Genomic DNA, 19,182 nt, shown 5'->3' on the forward strand with positions numbered 1-19,182 from the left:
ACAACAATGCGACAAAACAAAAGGTTAGAGCAGCGTGCCTGCGTCCGGTTTAACGCACGCTGCTCTGGCCTGCTGAGTGTTCTGCTGCTTTTGCCGTTACAGAAAGGATCTGGCATGAAGACGCCCGATGCGTGCGCCTCGCTGGCCGATATTCGTCTTGGCATCGATACTCTCGATGCGGAAATCGTGGCCCTGCTGGGGCGACGGCTGGACTATGTTCTGGCCGCTGCCCGCTTCAAGACCGATGAAGCCAGCATTCCGGCCCCCGAACGGGTGGCGGCAATGATGCCCGACCGCCGCCGCTGGGCCGAACAGGCCGGGCTGGACCCGGATTTTGTCGCCGGGCTGTTTGACATCCTGATCCCGTGGTTCATCCAGCGGCAGATCATCCACTGGCGGCAGCAGTACGGACAGCCACAGCCGACCGACGGGGGTGCAGCATGAGCGAAGGACCGATGTCCCTGCTGCACGCCGATGGTCTGCGGGCGTGGCTGGCCGACCGGTTGCAGTGTTCCCCCGCCGAGATTGCCGATGGCGAATCGCTGATTGAACTGGGGCTTGATTCGCTGTCGGTGATGCGGGTGCCCTGCCTGCTGGCCGCCTGCGGGGTGACGGTGAAGGTCTCCGAGCTGATGGCCGCCCCGACACTGGCCGCCTGGTATGCCCTGATTGCCAGCCGCCTGCCCGAGGCCGTCAAGGCCGGGGCTGCACCGCAGGTGATGGCACAGCGCGACCGCTTCCCGCTGACCGATGTGCAACGGGCCTACTGGCTGGGGCGGACCTCGCTGTTTGAACTGGGCGGGGTGGCGGCGCACGGCTATCTGGAACTGGCCTGCCCCGACCTTGATCCACAGGCGCTGGAACGGGCGCTGGACGCCACCGTCGCCCATCATCCGATGCTGCGGATGGTGGTCGGCGAGGACGGCATGCAGCACATCCTGCCAGAGGTACCGCCGTACCGGATTGCCTGCGCTCAGGGGCTGGCGGCGGCGCTGGCGACCCGTGCCGAGATGCGGCAGGCGGTGTTGCCCGCCGATCGCTGGCCGCTGTTTGATATCCGCCTGACCCGGCTGGAGGACGGCGACTGGCGGCTGCATGTCGGTTTTGATGTGCTGGCGGTCGATCTGGCCTCGCTGGACCTGTGGCTGCGCGACTGGTACCGGCTGTACCGCCAGCCTGCGGTGGTGCTGGACCAGCCTGCGACCCACTTCAGCCAGTACGTCGCCCGGCTGGAGCAGCGGCGGGCCAGCCCGGAAGGGCTGCGTGCCCGTCAATGGTGGGAGGAGCGCCTGCCGACCCTGCCGCCGTGCCCGGATCTGCCGCTGGCCTGTGACCCGGCCACCATCCGGGCGCCACAGTTCGAGCGGCTGGCGCATGTGATTCCGGCGGAACAGTGGCACAGCCTGAAGGCGCTGGCGGCAAAGGCGCAGGTCACGCCGTCGGCCCTGATGCTGACCACTCTGGCCGAAGTGCTGGCCCAGTGGAGCCGGTCGGCGCATTTCACCCTCAACCTGACCCTGTTCAACCGCGACAACAGCGGCCTTGATGTCAGTGGCGTGGTGGGTGATTTCACCTCGCTGTTGCTGGTCGAGGCCGATTTGCGCCAGCCGCAACCGTTTGCCGAACGGGCGATCCGCTTGCAGGACGAGGTCTGGCGGGGCGTCGATCATGCGGTGATCAGTGGCGTCGAAGTGATCGGGCGGCTGGCCGAGCTGCGCCATCAGCAGGGCCGGGCGATCATGCCGGTGGTGTTTACCAGCGCCATCGGGGCGGGCAGCTATCTGGATGCGGTGGCCGGGTTCGGCACGGTGGTTGATGCCTCGAACCAGACGCCCCAGGTCTGGCTGGATGTGCAGGCGGTGGACCATGACGGCGGGGTGATGCTGATCTGGGACAGCGTGGCCGGACTGTTTCCACTGGGCCTGCTGGCGGCGATGCTGGCGGCGCAGGTGCGCCTGCTGGACTCCCTGACCGAAACCGGGACGTGGGAGGCGGTGGTCCCGGCCCTGCTGCCTGCGGCGCAGGTCGAACAGCGGCTGCGGGTCAACAGCACGGCGCAGGATCTTCCGGCCAATCGGCTGTTGCAGGCGCCCTTTCTGCATCAGGCCCGCCTGACCCCCGACGCTCCGGCGCTGATCACCCCCGACCGCACGCTGACCTATGGCGAGCTGGAACGGGCCAGTGCCCGGCTGGCAGCGCAGGTGATGCAGGCGGGCAGCGCGCCCGACCGGCTGGTGGCGGTTGTCCTGCCGCGTGGCTGGCAGCAGGTGGTGGCGGTGCTGGCCATCCTGCGCGCCGGGGCCGCCTATCTGCCGCTGGAGGCCGGGTTGCCTCCGGCCCGGCTGGCGGCGTTGCTGGCGCAGGGGGAGTGCGCGCTGGCGCTGGTGGCCGAGGGAACCACGCCCGAGTTGCCGCCGACCATCGCAACGCTGCCGGTCGGCGCGGCGTTGCTGGCCGAGGGCCCGGCGCCGCTGGTGTCCTGTCCGGCCAGCCCCGACCATCTGGCCTATGTGATCTTTACCTCCGGTTCGACCGGAGTGCCCAAGGGGGTGATGATCGACCATCGCGCCGCCCTCAATACGGTGCTCGACATCAACGCCCGCTATGGCGTGACCGCCGCCGACCGGGTGCTGTCGGTGTCGTCGCTGGGGTTTGATTTGTCGGTCTATGACCTGTTCGGGGTGCTGGCCGCCGGAGGGGCGGTTGTCCTGCCGCGTCCGTCTGCCTCGCCCGAACCGGCCCACTGGCTGGAGATGCTGCACGCCCACCGGGTGACGCTGTGGAATTCGGTGCCAGCCCTGTTCCGCCTGTTGCTGGAACAGGCTGACAGTGCTGCCGGGCGGCAGGCGGTGCAGGCGTTGCGGCTGGTGATGACCAGTGGCGACTGGCTGCCGGTGGCGCTGGCCCGCCAGATTCTGGCCGAGCCGGGCGAGCGGCAGGTGGTCAGTCTGGGCGGAGCCACCGAGGCCGCCATCTGGTCCATCGCCCACCGGCTGCACGAGGTGCCCGCCGACTGGAGCAGCATTCCCTATGGCCTGCCGCTGGCCAACCAGCGGTTCCATGTGCTCGATCACGCCCTGCGGCCCCGCCCGGACTGGGTGGCGGGCGATCTGTACATTGCCGGGGCCGGGCTGGCGCGTGGCTACTGGCGCGACGGCCTGCGCACGGCCCGCGCATTCCTGCGCCATCCGCACAGCGGCGAACGGCTGTACCGCACCGGTGATCTCGGGCGGATGCTGCCCTCGGGAGAGATTGAGTTCCTCGGGCGCGACGATGATCAGGTGAAGGTCAACGGCCTGCGCATCGAACTGGGGGAAATCGAACTGGCGCTGACGCAGCAGCCGATGATCGAGACGGCGGCGCTGACGGTGGTGCGCAGCCCGCGCGGCGACCGGCTGGCGGCTTTTGTGGTGACCGCCGGGGCAGTGGAGATTGACGTGTCCGCGCTGCGGCAGGCCTTGCAGCAGGTGTTGCCCGCCTCATGGGTGCCGTCGTCGATCGAGCGGCTGGCGGCCCTGCCGCTGACCGGCAACGGCAAGATCGACCGGGCGGCGCTGGCCCGGCTGGCCGACCAGCGGCAAACGGAGCAGATCGTGGTGCCGCTGCCGCCGACAAACCGGCTCGAACAGCAGGTTGCCGAGGTCTGGCAACGCCTGCTCGGCGCTCCGGTGGCCAGTATCGAACAGTCCTTCTTCGACGCGGGCGGCACCTCGTTGCAGGCCACCCGGCTGGCGGGCGAGCTGTCGGCGCTGGTCGGGCGGACGGTGGGGGTGGTGGCCCTGTTTGCTCACCCGACCATTGCCGCGCAGGCCCGCTTTCTGGCCGCAGAAGATGCCGACCGCGCCGGTTCCCCGTCTGGCGCGCAAGAGCGCGCCGGGGTCCGTCGTGACTTGCGGATGGCAGTTTTTCAGGCGCGCCGCGAGCGCGCCGTAACCGGAGGCTGATACAATGGCCGAACCTCTTTCCCTGCCGCCCTTTTCCCTTGCGGTGATCGGCATGGCGGGCCGCTTTCCGGGCGCTGCCGATCTGACCGGCTTCTGGCAGACCCTCTGCGCTGCCACGCCGGCGGGGCGGGATCTGGCGGGTGATGCGGCCCCGGACGTGGTGCGCTATGGCTATCCGCTGGAGGGCATCGACCAGTTCGACGCGGCGTTCTTTGACATGTCGCCGCGCGAAGCGGCGCTGACCGACCCGCAGCACCGGCTGTTTCTGGAATGCGCCTATCACGCCCTGGAAGACGCTGCCCTCTGCCCGACGCCCGACGGCCCGGCCATCGGGGTCTATGCCGCCTGCAACTTCAACAGCTACCTGTTTCAGGTGACACGCGGCATCAGCATGCTGAACCCCACCGATTACTTTGATGTGGTGATCGGCAATGACAAGGATTACCTCGCCTCACGGGTGGCCTACAAGCTGGACCTGAAAGGCCCGGCGATGGCGGTGCAAACCGCCTGTTCCTCGTCGTTGACGGCGGTGGCGGTGGCTGCTCAGGCCCTGCTGAGTGGTCAGTGTGACGTGGCGCTGGCCGGTGGTGTCGGCGTGCGGCCCGATCAGGACAGCGGCTATCGCGTTGAACAGGATGGCGCATTGTCTGCCGATGGCCGGGTGCGGGCGTTCAGTGATGATGCCAGCGGCGTTGCCGATGGCAACGGTGTCGGGGTGGTGGTGCTGCGCCGTCTGGAAGACGCGGTGGCGGCGGGGGATCGCATCTATGCGGTGATCCGCAGCGCGGCGGTCAACAACGACGGCGCGGCCAAGGCGGGCTTTTCGGCACCGTCGGTGGCCGGGCAGGCGGCGGTGATCGAAGAAGCCCTTGCGCTGGCCGACGTACCCGCCGACAGCATCGGCTATCTGGAGGCTCACGGCACCGGCACGCCGATTGGTGATCCGATTGAAGTCGCCGCCTTGCGGCAGGCGTGGCACGGGGCTGCCCGTGGGAGCTGCGTGCTGGGGTCGGTGAAAACGGTCATCGGCCACCTGAACGCCGCCGCTGGCATTGCCGGGTTGATCAAGGCGGTGCTGGCCCTGCACCATCGTCAGCGGCCCGGCCTGGCCAATTTCCACGCGCCGAACCCTGATCTGGGGCTGGACGACAGCCCGTTCGTCATCCAGACCGCCACCACCGACTGGCCGGAGGGCGACACGCCCCGGCGGGCGGCGGTCAGCTCGTTCGGGCTGGGCGGAACCAATGTTCACCTGATTCTGGAACAGGCCCCTGTCGATCACCACAAGACGGAGGGCACCGACGCGACCGCCAGCCTGATCCTGCCGCTGTCGGCGCGCAGCGAAACGGCCCTGTTGCAGCAGGCCAGCCAGTTGGCGGCACTGCTGGAACAGCCCGGGGCTCCGGCGCTGTCGGCGGTGGCGTACACCCTGTGCCATGGCCGCAGGGCGTGGGAGTACCGCTGTGCGGTGCAGGCCCGCACCCCGGCGCAGGCGGTTCGGGCGTTGCGGGCCGGAACCCTCAAACGCAACCTGCGGCGGGTGGCTGACCCGGCCCGTCCGGCGGCGGTGTGCTTTGTGTTTCCGGGGGCCGGTGCCCAGCAGGTTGACATGGGATTGGGGCTGTACCGAACCCTGCCAGCCTTTGCCGATGCCTTTGACCGGTGCGCAGCGGCGTTCCGGGCCGAGGCCGGTGTTGATCTGTTGGCCGTCCTGAGTGACGCCGAGGCGTTGCAGCAGCCGGTGGCCGGGATGGCCGCCCTGTTTGCCGTTGATTATGCGCTGGCCTGCAGCCTGATGGCGGCGGGAGTGGTCCCGGACAGCCTGATGGGCCATTCGCTGGGGGAATATGTGGCAGCGACGCTGGCGGGGGTGTTCACCCTGCCGGATGCGGTGCGCCTGATCACCCTGCGGGCCCGCCTGATTGCCAGCACGCCAGCGGGCGGCATGATGCTGCTGCCGTTTTCCGGTTCCGACGCCAGTGCCCTGTGTGGTGACGATATCGCGGTGGCGGTGATCACCGGCCCGACCGCCTGCATCGTCTCGGGGGCCAGTGATGCCTTGCAGGCTCTGGCCGCCCGGCTGGATGCCGACGGACGGTCGTACACCGTGCTGGCAGCAGAACGGGCCGGGCATTCGCCGCTGCTGGACCCGGTGCTGGACGAGTTCCGCCGCGCCGTTGCTTCGGTCCCGCGCCATGCTCCACGGGTGCCGCTGGTGTCGAACGTGTCGGGGACATGGCTGACCGCCGAACAGGCGACCGACCCCGCCTATTGGGTGGACCAGTTGCGCCAGACCGTCCGCCTGTCCGACGGGATCGGCTGTCTGGCCGCCGACCCCGACCGCCTGTTTCTGGAGGTCGGACCGGGGCGCGGGCTGAGTGCGTTGATCCGCAAACATCCGGCCATCACTGCCGGGCGGGCGATCATTCCGCTGATGAAAGCCGACGGCAAAAGCGACGAGGATGTCGATGTCTGGAACGAGGCGCTGGCGCGGATCTGGGCTGCCGGTGGTGCGGTTCCGCTGACCGCTCTGGCGCCGCCATCGGTGGCCGGAAGGCCGGTGTCGTTGCCACCCTATCCGTTCGACCACCGCCGCCACTGGGCCGATGGCGAAGCCTCCCGCCCGCAGGTCGCCCCTCTGGCAGACCATACCGCTGAAAACTGGCTGTATCAGCCGGTGTGGCAACAGGTGCCCTGGCCCCCGGCAGCGGAGGCCGCCGAGGTGGTGGTGCTCGGGCCGCAGGCCGATCACCTGTCTGCCGGATGGGCGGCACAGGGCTGGATCGTGCATCCGGTGGCTGACCTGCCGGCTTTGCGCGCGCTGTTGCAGGAGCATGGCGGGGCCATCCGCTTCCTGATGGATACCACTCTGCTTGACCTGCCGCTGGACAGCGCCCCGCAGGCGGTGCTGGCGGCGGCCTACCATCATCCGGTGGCGCTTGCGGCGCTGCTGGCCGACCTGTCGCAGGCGACGCCGCTGACGGTGCTGTTTGCCGTCCGTGGGCTGGCGCAGGTGCAGGGAACCGAGGCGGTTGATCCCCTGCGGGCGGCGGTGCTGGGGCCGTGCCGGGTTCTGCCGTTTGAAGTGCCTGCGGTCGCCTCTCTGGTGGTGGACTGGCCGGAAAACAGTGATTTGGCTGATCTCCCGCACCTGTTGTCGCTGGCGGAACAGGCTCCGTTGTCGCTGGCCGCCGTCCGGCATGGGCGGCTGTGGCTGGCCGAGGTCGCTCCGGTGGCCCTGCCTGCCCGGCCTGCGGCCCTGCCAGTGGTGGCCGGAGCGGCCTATCTGATCCTCGGTGGCAGTGGCGGTATCGGGATGGCGCTGGCGCAGTGGCTGGCGCAGCGGGCCGAGCAGGAGGGCACGCCGATCACGCTGGTACCGGTCCAGCGTCGCCCGCCACAGGCCGCGCTGTGGGACGGGCTGCGCTCACCGCTGGTGCGGGTTGAGCCGCATCAGGCCGATCTCGCCGACCCGGCGGCGCTGGCCGCCGTGGTGGCGGCCCACCCGTCTCTGCGCGGGGTGATCCATGCCGCCGGGGTCAGTGGTGGCGGTCTGATGCAGGCGGGCGTACCGCAGGGGACGGACAGCAATTTCGGGCCGAAGGTCTTCGGGCTGCTGGCGCTGGAACAGGCGCTGGCCGGGCGTGATCTTGACTTCATCCTGCTGTCGTCGTCGCTGGGGGCCTTCAGCGGCACCATCGGGCAGGTGGACAACACCGCCGCCAACTGCGTGCTGGATGCCTGGGCGATGGCCCATCCCCTGCCACGCTGCGCCCGCATTCTGTCCCTCAACTGGGATGTCTGGCGCGAGGTGGGGATGATCACCGCTCTGGGCGAGCGCCATCGCCAGATTACCGGCGAAGAGATGACCCATGGCCACAGCCCCGAACAGGCGCGATGGGCGCTGGAACGGGCGCTGGCGGTGCGGGGGGGGCCAGTGGGGGGTGCTCAGGTGGCAATTTCCACCCGTCCGCTGCCTGCGATGCTGGCCGACCTGCGCCAGCGACGGGCGCAGGCTACCCGGGTCTTTGAGCAGGTCACCCTGACCGCTGCCAGCGGTGGCGAGAGGCCCGACCTGCTGACGCCGCTGGTTCCGGCCCGCCATGATGTGGACCGCTGCCTGCTGCTGCTGTTCGAGGAACGCCTCGGCATCCACGGGCTGGGGATCAACGACGATTATGTCGAACTGGGCGGTGACAGCCTGCTGGCGATGCCACTGACCGCGGCCATCCGCGACACCTTTGCGGTGCCGTTTCCGGTGGCGGCGCTGTTCCGCACCCGCACCGTTGCCCGCATTGCCGACCACCTGATGAGCGACGAGGCCACCGCCGCCCGCCTGCTGGCGCTGGCCGGGGTGCTGCTACAGGTGCGGGCGATGTCACCTGATCACGTCAAGGCCGCGCTGATGGCGCCGGGCCTGGAGGCTGCACAATGACCGTTTCTTCCTTTCCGGGGCTGTCTGCCGAACAGCAAAGCCTGCTGCAAAAGCTGTTGCAGGCGCAGGGGCTGGCGGCACCGGCGGCTGAAGCTGCGGCTCCCGCTGTCGTGGCTGATGACGACAGGAACGCCCCCTTTCCGTTGACCGATATCCAGCAAGCCTACTGGCTGGGCCGCCTGCGCGGCTTTGAGCTGGGGGGCGTCGCCAGCCACGGCTATCAGGAATACGACTGCGGCGCACTCGACATTGACCGCTTCACCCGGGCGCTGAATCAGGTGATCGCCCGCCATGACATGCTGCGGGCGGTGGTGGGCAGCGATGGCCTGATGCGGGTGCTGCCCGAGGTGCCGCCCTATCAGCTGATGGTCGAAGACCTGCGTGATCTCAGCGACAGCGAGCAACAGGGCATTCTGGCCGAGCTGCGCGCCGAGCTGTCGCATCAGGTGCCGGACCCGTCGCAATGGCCGCTGCTGTCGATCCGCCTGACCCTGCTCGGTGACCAGCGCACCCGGGTTCACTTCAGTTGCGATGCGATCATTGCCGATGTCTACAGCGTCTTTCTGTGCCTTGACGAACTGGGGCAACTGTACCGCGACCCGCAAACGGTCCTGCCGCCGCTGGCCTATAGTTTCCGTGACTATGTGCAGACCCTGAAAGCCGCCGAGCAGACGGCGGGCTTCGCCACCGCCCGCGCCTACTGGCTGGAGCGGCTGGACAGCCTGTCTCCGGCCCCGGACCTGCCGCTGCTGGACCATGCGCCCGCTCAGCCGCTGTTCCGCCGTCGCACCCTGATGCTGCCGCCCGCGCAGTGGGAGGCGATCCGGCAGGGTTGCGCGGCCCGTGGCCTGACGCCGTCTCTGCTGCTGCTGGCCGCCTATGCCGAGGTGTTGCGCCTGTGGAGCCGCTCGCCCACCTTTACCCTCAACATGACCATTTTCAACCGCCCGCCGCTGCATCCTGACATCGAGCGCATTGTCGGGGATTTCACCTCGACCATTCTGCTTGATGGCGGCGCGCCGCTGGCAGGCGAGGGCTTTGCCGCGCGCGCCTGCCGTCTGCAACGGCAGTTCTGGGATGACTTTGCCCACAGCGCCTTTTCCGGTGTGCGGGTGTTGCAGCACCTGTCCCAGAATCAGCGCGGCACCGCCGCCATGCCGGTGGTGTTCACCAGCGCGCTGGGCACCGGCGATGTCGGGCAGGCGCTTGATACCGGCAACAGCCTGCTGGGCCGTCCGCACTATTCGATCACCCAGACGCCACAGGTATGGATCGACCATCAGGTGTTCGAGGTGGACGGCGGTCTGGGGGTGAACTGGGATGTGGTGGAGGGCCTGTTTGCACCGGGGGTGATCGAGGCGATGTTTGCCGCCTATCACCAGCTGTTGCAGGGTCTGGCCGAGGGTTCGGCGCTGTGGGAGGCGGTGCAGCCGGTGGTGCTGCCCGCCGATCAGCAGGCCGAGCGGGCAGCGGTCAATGCCACCGCGGCCGATCTGGGGCCGGATGAGCTGTTACACCGTCCGCTGCTGGCGCAGGCCCTGCGCACGCCCGACGCGGTGGCGCTGATCACCCCGCACCAAAGCCTGACCTATGGCGAGATGGCCGGGCTGGCGCTGGGGCTGGCCGGGCAGCTCAGCCCGCTGTGCCAGAAACAGGGGCCGCATGTGCCGCTGGTGGCGGTGGCCCTGCCGAAGGGCTGGGAGCAGGTGGTGGCGGTGCTGGCGGTGCATCTGGCCGGAGCGGCCTATGTGCCGCTCGACCCCGACCTGCCGCCCGCCCGCCGGGCGGTGGTGCTGGCCGAAGCGGCGCCGGTGGCGGTGATCACCTCGGCGGCGCTGGCGGCGCAGGACTGGAGCGGCCTGCCGCTGCGGCTGGTCGACGATGCCCGCTGCCTGCCGCTGCCTGCACAGGTGCCGCACGCGCTGCAACGCCCGGACGATCTGGCCTATGTGATCTTTACCTCCGGCTCCACCGGCACCCCCAAGGGGGTGATGATGGATCACCGGGCGGTGCTGAACACCGTCCGCGACATCAACCAGCGCCATGGCGTCGGGCCGCAGGATGCGGTGTTTGCCCTGTCGTCGCTGTCCTTTGACCTGTCGGTCTATGACATCTTCGGGCCGCTGGCCTGTGGCGGGCGGCTGGTGATCCCGTCACCCGCCGACCTGCGCAACCCGCAGGCGTGGGTGTCGCTGCTGCGGCAGCATCCGGTGACACTGTGGAACAGCGTGCCTGCCCTGTGGCAAATGCTGGTGGAATACGGCGCGCCGATCCCGGCCCCCCGGCTGGCGATGCTCAGTGGTGACTGGATTCCGCTCGACCTGCCGCCGAAATCGCAGGCGCTGTTGCCGGAAACCACGCTGGAATCACTCGGCGGGGCCACCGAGGCGGCCATCTGGTCGATTGCCGGGCCGGTGCCGCTGTCGCCGCTGCCCGGCTGGCGGTCGGTGCCCTATGGCCGTCCGCTGCGCAATCAGGGTTTCCATGTCCTGCGCGACGACTTCAGCGAGTGCCCGCGCCATGTGCCGGGACAGTTGTTCATCTCTGGCGTCGGGCTGGCGCAGGGCTACTGGAACGACCGCGAGCGAACGGCGGCGCAGTTCGTCACCAACCCGCACACTGGCGAACGGCTGTACCGCACCGGCGACCTCGGGCGCTGGCGCGAGGGCGGGGTGATCGAATTCCTTGGCCGCGAAGACCATCAGGTGAAGATCGCCGGGCACCGGATCGAGCTGGGCGACATCGAAGCGGCGCTGATCCGTCATCCGGCGGTGGCGCAGGCGGTGGTTGATGCGGTGGGGGAAACCCCGGCGCGGCGGCGACTGGCGGCGTTCGTGGTGCCGTGCGACCCGGCACAGCCGCCGCTGCTGGCCGACCTGCGCACGCATCTGGCGGCCCTGCTGCCGGCCTACATGGTGCCGGGGCTGTACGCACTGATCGATGCCGTGCCGCTGTCGGCCAATGGCAAGCTCGACCGTCGCCGCTTGCCGGTGATTGCCACCGAGGACAAGGAGAACGACGACACCAGCGAGTTGTCTGGTGTGGAACAGCGACTGGCCGCCGCCTGGCAGGCGGTGCTGGGGACCAGCGTGAACGCCCGCAGCGACAACTTCTTTGAAATTGGCGGCAACTCGCTGTTGGCGGTGCGGCTGGTCAACCATCTGCGCACCCGCTGTGCGCTGGATTTGCCGCTGCGCACGGTGTTCGGTGCTCCCCGGCTGGGGGAAATGGCCGGGCATCTGGTGCCGCTGGCAGTGGCGGCAGACCGCACCCCGCTGTGCCTGAGTGCCGGACAGGACGGCGTGCCGGTCTATTGTCTGGGCGATACCCTCGCCGATACCCAGGCCTTTGCCGATCTGGCGGCGGTGTGGCAGGGGCGGTCGGCGTTGTGGGCGGTGCCTGCGACGATGGCTGCGGGCGAGACAGCCGCCGCAGTCTGGCAGGCGACGGTTGATGAACTGGCGGCGGCCATTGTCCGCCATGCCGATGGCGGGCCGCTGATGCTGATGGGCTTCAGTGCGGGCGGCTTGCTGGCGTGGGACCTCGCTGCCGTGCTGCGGCAACAGGGTGTGCGGGTGGAGCAGGTGGTGCTGGTTGACAGCCAGCCGTTGCCACCTGACCGGTTCAGCGATCCACAGGCGGTGCAGGCGCTGATCCGAGCGGCCACCGGCCAGCCCGATGATAGTTTGGCCGGGACGCTGGGGGATGCTCTGGCGGCGGCAGCCTCTGCCGCTTTGCCGCCGCTGGCGGTGCCGGTGACGCTGGTTCTGGCTGACGCCGAGGCCGACAGCGACGCCCGAGCCGCCTGCTGGCAGGCACGCAGCCGGGCCGGGCTGACCCTGTGCCGGGCGTCTGGCGGGCATTTTGACTGCCTGCGTGCGCCGCAGGTTGCCGGGTGGGAACCAACCCTGCGCCATCACCTCGACGAGGCTCCGGCTCCGTCCCGCCATGAAGGAGTTCCGGCATGAGTACGCTGGCAAAGGGATCGCCGTGGTTCCTGTTTGACCGTCCACCGGCACCGGATGACCTGCTGTTGCTCTGTCTGCCCTATGCCGGTGGCGGTGCATCGGTCTATCGCGGCTGGCAGGCGGCGATGCCGCCGGGAGTGACGCTCTGCCGGGTGCAGTTGCCGGGGCGGGAAAGCCGCTTTGGCGAACCGCTGCTGCACGCCATGCCCGACCTGCTGGAGGGGCTGCTGCTGGCCCTGCGGCCCTGGCTGGGACATCGGCTGGTGCTGTTCGGTCACAGCATGGGCGGGATCGTGGCCGCCGAACTGGTCCATGCCCTGCGCGATGCCTGTGGGGTGACGCCGCTGCATCTGTTGATTTCCGGCTCGCGTCCGCCGCATGTGCCGACCCCGTCGCCGATGAGCACGCTGCCGTCAGCCCGCTTCCGGCAGGCGTTGCAGCGCGACGGCGGCACCCCGCAAGAGGTGATCGACTGCGACGAGCTGATGGCGCTGTTCGAGCCGATCCTGCGCGCCGATCACACCGTTCTGGAAACGTGGGCCCCGCAACCGGTGCGCCCGCTGGTGGTGCCGCTGACGGTGCTGGCCGGGCTGGAGGACACCATCGTTCCCCACCCGGTGGTGTCGCAATGGCGGGCCTATGCCACTGGCCCGTACCGGCAGGTTGATCTGCCCGCCGGGCATTTCTTTGTCCGCACCCATGCCGAGGCTGTACAGGCGGTGGTGCGATCGACCCTTTCCCCCCTGCTGATGGAGGCTGTGCGATGAGCAGTCCAGCAACAATGACCGCCCCGGCCACCGCAGCAGCGGTGTCACCCGCCCCGGGCATCGCAGCAGCGGTGCCACCCGCTGTCGTCGCCAGTCTGTTGAACGATGCTGAAACCGACGTGCAGGACGTTCTGCACCGCCCGCTTCCGGCCACCATGCGGGCATTGGTCCTGCTGCGTGAGGACGAGCAGCGCATGCGGTCGGCCCCTGCCGACAAACGCCATGGCTTTGCGACCCTGCATTACCGTGATGTGCCGGTGCCGCAGCCCGGAGTGGGCGAAGTGCTGGTGGCGGTGATGGCGGCCAGCCTGAATTACAACACCCTGTGGTCGGCGCGCCATGAACCGATGTCGCCCTTTCGCTATCTGGGCCAGTTCGCCCAGCTGGAAGCGGCCAACGCCCGCCATAACGTTGACTATCAGGTGATTGGCAGCGATGCCTGCGGGGTGGTGGTGCAGATTGGCGACGGCGTGACCAATTGCCGCCCCGGCGACCGGGTGGTGATCCATCCCGGCGTGGTCAATCCGCAATCCCCGATGGTCCACGCTGACGCGGTGCGCGATGACCACACCCGCGCCTGGGGGTTTGAAACCAACTTTGGCTCGCTGGCGGAATACTGTCTGGTGCGGGCCAGCCAGTTGATGCCCAAACCGGCGCATCTGAGCTGGGAAGAGGCCGCCAGCCTGCCGCTGGTCAACGGCACCGTCTATCGCATGCTGGTGTCGGACAACGGGGCCCGGTTGCGGCTGGGCGAAAGCGTGCTGATCTGGGGCGGTGTTGGCGGGCTGGGCAGTCTGGCCATCCAGTACGTGCTGCGCGCGGGTGGCCATCCGATTGCGGTGGTGTCCAGCCCGGCGAAGGCCGAACTGGCGCGTGCGCTGGGCTGCGAGGCGGTGATTGACCGCTCGGCGGAAGGTTATCGCTTTGTGGCGGCGGATGGCTCGCCCAACATGCGCGACATGCTGCGCTTCCGCAAACAGGTGCGCAGCCTCAACCATGGGCGGGACCCCGAGATCGTCTTTGAACACACCGGCAAGGAAACCTTTGCCACCAGCGTGTTTGTGGCCGCCCATGGCGGCCGCGTCGTCACCTGCGGATCGACCAGCGGCTTTGATCATGGCTATGACAACCGCTATCTGTGGATGCACGTCAAATCGATCATCGGCTCGCACGGGGCCAACTGGTACGAGGCCTGGCAGGCCAATGATCTGGTTTGCCGGGGGCTGATTGTGCCGACGGTGTCGGCGGTCTTCCCGCTGGCCGAAACCCGCCAGGGGATCGAGCAGATGCGCAGCAACACCCACGTCGGCAAGATTGCCATCCTGTGCCAGGCGGGCCAGCCCGGTCAGGGCATCGAAGACCCGGCCCTGCGCGCCCGGGTCGGGGAACAGCGCCTGATGCTGTTTCGTTGATCATGAAGGACATTGACACCATGACGGAACAACGGAAATCGTCGCCGCTGGCGGTCTATCTGTCGGCGCTTCGCCCGTGGCGGGGGCTGGTGTACCTGATGCTGGGGCTGGCCTGTCTGGCGGCGGTGCTGGAGCTGGCCCCCTGGCTGGTGGCATGGCGGATGATGGTGGCGGTGCTGGAGCCGGCGGAGGGTGATCCGTCATTGCAGGCTCTGGTGGCGCTGGCTCTGGGGCTGGTACTGGCGCGCTTTGCGGTGCAGGCAGGGGTGACCATCAGCGGCCATCGCGCCGCCTTTCAGGCCGAGGCCGCCTTGCGGCACCGCTTGATTGACCATCTGGCCCGCCTGCCGCTGGCGACGCTGGAGGGACGCACCGGCGACCTGAAGCAGGTGGTGATGGAGGATGTTGGGCGGCTGAACGGCCTGCTGGCCCACACCGTGCCGGATGTGCTGTCCGGCCTGCTGTTGCCGCTGGTGACGCTGGCGGCCTTTGCGGTGATTGACTGGCGGATGGCGCTGGCCTCTGCCGCGCTGCTACCGATCGGCCTGTGGGCGCAGGCGCGCATGGCCGCCGGAGCCGCCACCGTCTATCAGCAGTGGGTGGCCGCCGAAGCCCGTAGCGGCAAGGCGCTGCTGTCCTATGTGCGCGGGATTGCCACCCTGCGCGCCTTTTCCCGTCAGGCCAGCAGTCTGGACGAGGTGCGCCAGAGCGTGCAGGCGGTCCAGAGCATGGCCGAAGACATCACCCGCCGCTCGGCGGTGCCCTATGCGGTGTTCGGCATGTGCATGACCTATCCGCTGGTGGTGCTGCTGCCGCTGGGGCTGCTGTGGGTCAATGCGGACAGTCTGGCCTTTGCCGATTACCTGCTGTTTCTGGCCTTGGGTGGGGTGCTGCTGCTGCCGCTGAACCGGGTGATGATGGCATTGCACGGATTGCGCAAGCTGTCGGCATCGGGCACGCGGATCATGGCGGTGCTGGAGCAGGCACCACAGGCCTCGACCCCGGTGGGGGAGGCGGTTCCGGCGGATGCCTCGGTACGCTTTGAGGCGGTTGACTATGCTCCTTCCGCCGATCCTGCCAGCCCGCGCCTGTTGCACGAGGTCAGTTTTGCGCTGCCCGCCGGGACGGTGACGGTGGTGACCGGGCCGTCGGGGGCAGGGAAAACCACGCTCGCCCGCCTGTTGACCCGGATGATCGAACCGACTGCCGGACGCATCACGCTGGGTGGGATCGATCTGCGCGACCTGCCGCTGGAAACCCTGCGGGCACAGGTGGCGATTGTCTTTCAGGACCCGGTGCTGTTTCACGCCTCGTTGCGCGACAATATTCGGCTCGCCCGTCCGGCTGCCGATGATACCGAGGTGATCGCCGCCCTGCGCGCTGCCGGAGCCGGTGGCATGCTGGTCAGCCTGCCGGACGGGCTGGATACGCTGATCGGGGATCGCGGCACCCGCCTGTCAGGCGGCGAGCGGCAGCGGATCGCGCTGGCGCGGGCGTTCCTGAAGAATGCCCCGGTGCTGATTCTCGACGAAGCCACCGCCCATGTTGACCCGGTGGCCGAACGGGACATCCGGCAGGCGATGACCGCCCTGATGCAGGGGCGCAGCGTGCTGTTGATCGCCCACCGCCTGCGCGGGGCCGAACAGGCCGGTCAGGTGGTGGTGATGGACGGCGGGCGGGTGGTAGCGAGCGGGCCTCACCAGACCCTGCTGGCTGACTGTGACCTGTACCGCCGTCTGTGGCAGGCGCAGGACAGCGCCGCCGACTGGAGTCTGGGGCAGGCTCCGCTCTCCGTTCTTCCCGCCACTCAGGCCGTTGCACCATGAAGGGGCCGTTGACCATGCGTATGCCGTTGGGATTTGATTTGGCCGGGGCAGTGGACCGGCGTCTGTGGTGGGGCTTGCTGTGGGGGGCGCTGGGGGCGGTGGCCGATGCGGTGCCGTGGGCGCTGCTGGTGGCCCTGCCGCTGCTGATGCAGGAGGACGGCGGCGGGATGTCGCCGGTGTGGCTGCTGGCAGGCCTTGGAGCCGCTGGTTTTGTGCTGGGCAGCGGGCTGAAGGCACTGGCCCTGAATGCCAATTTTTCTTCAACCTACACCATGGTGGCGCAGGCGCGGCTGCGGCTGGCCGACCATGTGGCCCGCCTGCCGCTGGGACGGGTGTTGAGCTGGCGTGACGGGGCAATCTCTGACCTGCTGAGTAGCAAGTTCAGCCTGTATCAGGACATCATGACCCATGTGTGGGGGCTGGTAGTGGCCGGGCTGACCTTCCCGGTTCTGCTGTGGGCGATGCTGTTGCTGCTGGACTGGCGGCTGGCGCTGGTCTATCTGGCCTTTGTGCCGGTGGCGATGCTGGCCATTCCGTGGAGCTATCGCCTGCTGGATGCCGCCGCCGCGCGGGTGTCTGCCGAGCGCGATCTGGCCGTTGCCGGGGTGGTCGAAGTGGTCGGCGGGGCCCGTGATCTGGCCTTTTTTGATCCGCAGGACCGTCGGCGACAGGCGGTGCATCAGCATTTTGACGCCCTCAGCCGGGCCAGTCTGGCCACCGAAGTGGCTCCGGCTCCGGCGCTGGCCAGCTATGCGCTGGTGCTGAACGTCGGGGTGGTGGCGGTGATGCTGCTGGCCGACCACTGGCTGGGCGATGGCTCGCTGGCGCCGATGGTGCTGTGTCTGGCGCTGTTTCTGGTCTTGCGCCTGAACGGGGCGGTGGCCGAATTCGGGCTGTTTCTGGCCGAGTTGCGCTTTGCCCGCGCGGTGTTGTCCGACATCCGGGCGCTGGCCAACGAACCGCCGTTGCCGCAGACCAAGGCCGCTGTCCAGCCGGTCGGGGGCGAGATCCAGTTTGAGGATGTCAGCTTTGCCTATGACGGGCAGGCGGTGATTCGCGGGCTGTCGGCCCGTCTGCCCGCCGGGACGGTGACCGCGCTGGTTGGCCCGTCGGGGGCGGGGAAAAGCACGCTGGCCCATCTGGTCGGTCGTCTGTGGGATGTGCAGGCCGGAGCAATCCGCATTGGCGGCGTTGACCTGCGCCAGATGGATGAGGCCACCCTCAACCGCACGGTCAGCATGGTGTTGCAGGACGTAACCCTGTTTCCAATGACGCTGGCCGACAACATCCGCCTCGGTCGGCCCGAGGCGTCTGATGACGAAGTGATGGCCGCTGCCGAGGCCGCCTGCATCCATCAGCGGATCATGGATTTGCCATCGGGCTACCAAACGGTGTTTGACCCGGAAGCCGTCCGCCTGTCGGGCGGGGAGCAACAGCGGGTGGCGATTGCGCGGGCCTTGCTGAAAGACGCGCCGGTGCTGATCCTCGACGAAGCCACCGCCAGCATTGACCTCGACAGTGAGGCACTGGTTCAGCAGGCACTCAGCCGGTTGTGTGCCGGGCGAACGGTGCTGGTGATTGCCCATCGCCTGTGGACCATTCGCCACGCCGACCTGATTCTGGTGATGCAGGACGGCGCGGTGATCGAGCGGGGGACGCATCCCGAGCTGATCGACAGCCGGGGGACCTATGCCCGGCTGTGGCAGGCTCAACAGGGAAGATAATAAGAATTATTTGCAAATGAATGCCGGTCGCACTATCCTTTCCACCATGGATGATCATAGCAGGCAGATATCCCTCTATTCGCCCCGCCAGCACCACGATCTGGCCAGCCAGTGCGGCTATCGCTATCGCGATCTGCAAATTGATGGCCGGGCTCCGCAGGCTGACGAAGCGCAGGCGATGATGCAGGGAAAAACAGTGGCAGCCCCGGTTCAGCCGGGGTTGACCCTGATGCTGTCGGATATCACCCAGTTCCATGATTTTTCCGCCGAAGCCGAAATGGCCTCCGGCCTGCTGGTCGGGGTGTCGCTGGCCGGGGTCAGCGATGGCATGGTCGAAGGCATCGGCGCCGTCCACACGCCAGCCGGTGAAGGGCTGTCGCTGAACATGGGGCGTCCCCTGCTGTTTTCCGGTCAGCAGCGCAAGGGCCTGCACTATACCACCGCTTCGGTCTATGCCACGGCGGACTGGCTGGAACAGCACGGCCTGCTGGTGACCGCCGACTTTGCCGGGACAGGCCGGGTGGCGGCCCGTAACTGGGTACCATCGGCGGAATTGCGCCACCATTTGTCGCATCTGGTCCACGGGGCGGCGGGCGGTGTCTTTGAGCGGTTGACGCAGGAAGCCCTGTCGCTGGAACTGGTGCGTCAGGGGGTAACGCCCTTTCTGGACGGTGATCCGACGGTGGGGTCGCTGGCTCCAGCCGACCGGGCGCGTATGCACCGGGTGCGGGATGCGCTGGTGGCGGCTCCGGGGGCGGATCACCGGCTGGGCGATCTGGCCCGTGATGCCGGGGTCAGTGTCACCGTCCTGAAGGAAAAGTACCGCCTTGCCTTTGGCGAGACGGTGTTTGAAACCCTGCGTGCGGTACGGCTTGACCTGGGGCGGCGCCTGCTGGAACAGGGGATGCCGCTGGCGCAGGTGGCAGCGGCGGTTGGCTATGCCCATGCGGCCAATTTTGTCACCGCCTACCGGCGGCGCTTTGGGGTGTCGCCCCGCCGCCATCTTCAGCAAGGTCTCTGAACCGGCACTGCTTGTTTCCGGTTTTTCACCGTCGTCACAAGGCCCGCTGCATCCACGCCATGCAGCGGGCCTTGCTGCGTTTGGC

The 19,182-nt window shown here is 68.3% G+C and carries 9 protein-coding genes; all 9 read left to right on the forward strand.

Features of this window, described 5'->3' with window-relative positions; genetic code table 11:
* The first annotated feature begins 114 nt into the window (after nt 1-114).
* From BW995_RS16300 to BW995_RS16340, 9 genes are read left to right on the forward strand one after another with little or no spacing between them, the layout of a single operon-like run.
* Entirely contained in the window at nt 115-444 is a 330-nt protein-coding gene (locus tag BW995_RS16300; RefSeq protein ID WP_076401469.1) for an isochorismate lyase, read from the forward strand.
* Nucleotides 441-3,944 (forward strand): non-ribosomal peptide synthetase, encoded by a 3,504-nt coding sequence (locus BW995_RS16305; protein ID WP_076401470.1) that lies wholly within the window; start codon nt 441-443, stop codon nt 3,942-3,944. Before BW995_RS16300 ends, BW995_RS16305 begins: the two co-directional genes overlap by 4 nt.
* Before the next feature lie 4 nt (nt 3,945-3,948).
* The gene (locus BW995_RS16310; RefSeq protein WP_076401471.1) at nt 3,949-8,379 is read left to right on the forward strand and encodes a type I polyketide synthase; all 4,431 of its coding nucleotides are present in this window, start codon (nt 3,949-3,951) and stop codon (nt 8,377-8,379) included.
* The gene (locus BW995_RS16315) at nt 8,376-12,347 is read left to right on the forward strand and encodes a non-ribosomal peptide synthetase (protein WP_076401472.1); all 3,972 of its coding nucleotides are present in this window, start codon (nt 8,376-8,378) and stop codon (nt 12,345-12,347) included. The genes BW995_RS16310 and BW995_RS16315 overlap by 4 nt, the downstream gene beginning before the upstream one ends.
* Nucleotides 12,344-13,114: a thioesterase II family protein gene (locus BW995_RS16320; protein ID WP_076401473.1), complete on the forward strand. Its 771-nt coding sequence runs from the start codon at nt 12,344-12,346 to the stop codon at nt 13,112-13,114. The genes BW995_RS16315 and BW995_RS16320 overlap by 4 nt, the downstream gene beginning before the upstream one ends.
* Nucleotides 13,111-14,526, forward strand: coding sequence for a crotonyl-CoA carboxylase/reductase (gene ccrA, locus BW995_RS16325; RefSeq protein WP_217696120.1), 1,416 nt, complete (start codon nt 13,111-13,113; stop codon nt 14,524-14,526). The genes BW995_RS16320 and ccrA overlap by 4 nt, the downstream gene beginning before the upstream one ends.
* Before the next feature lie 20 nt (nt 14,527-14,546).
* A complete protein-coding gene (locus BW995_RS16330) occupies nt 14,547-16,352 on the forward strand; it encodes an ABC transporter ATP-binding protein (protein ID WP_175617104.1) in 1,806 nt (601 codons plus the stop codon).
* A 14-nt stretch (nt 16,353-16,366) separates the two neighbouring features.
* The gene (locus BW995_RS16335; RefSeq protein WP_175617105.1) at nt 16,367-18,076 is read left to right on the forward strand and encodes an ABC transporter ATP-binding protein; all 1,710 of its coding nucleotides are present in this window, start codon (nt 16,367-16,369) and stop codon (nt 18,074-18,076) included.
* A gap of 16 nt (nt 18,077-18,092) precedes the next feature.
* The gene (locus BW995_RS16340; RefSeq protein WP_175617106.1) at nt 18,093-19,097 is read left to right on the forward strand and encodes a helix-turn-helix transcriptional regulator; all 1,005 of its coding nucleotides are present in this window, start codon (nt 18,093-18,095) and stop codon (nt 19,095-19,097) included.
* The last annotated feature ends 85 nt before the right edge of the window (nt 19,098-19,182 follow it).

The sequence above is a fragment of the Insolitispirillum peregrinum genome (genome assembly GCF_900156605.1).
Classification (GTDB): domain Bacteria; phylum Pseudomonadota; class Alphaproteobacteria; order Rhodospirillales; family Rhodospirillaceae; genus Insolitispirillum; species Insolitispirillum peregrinum.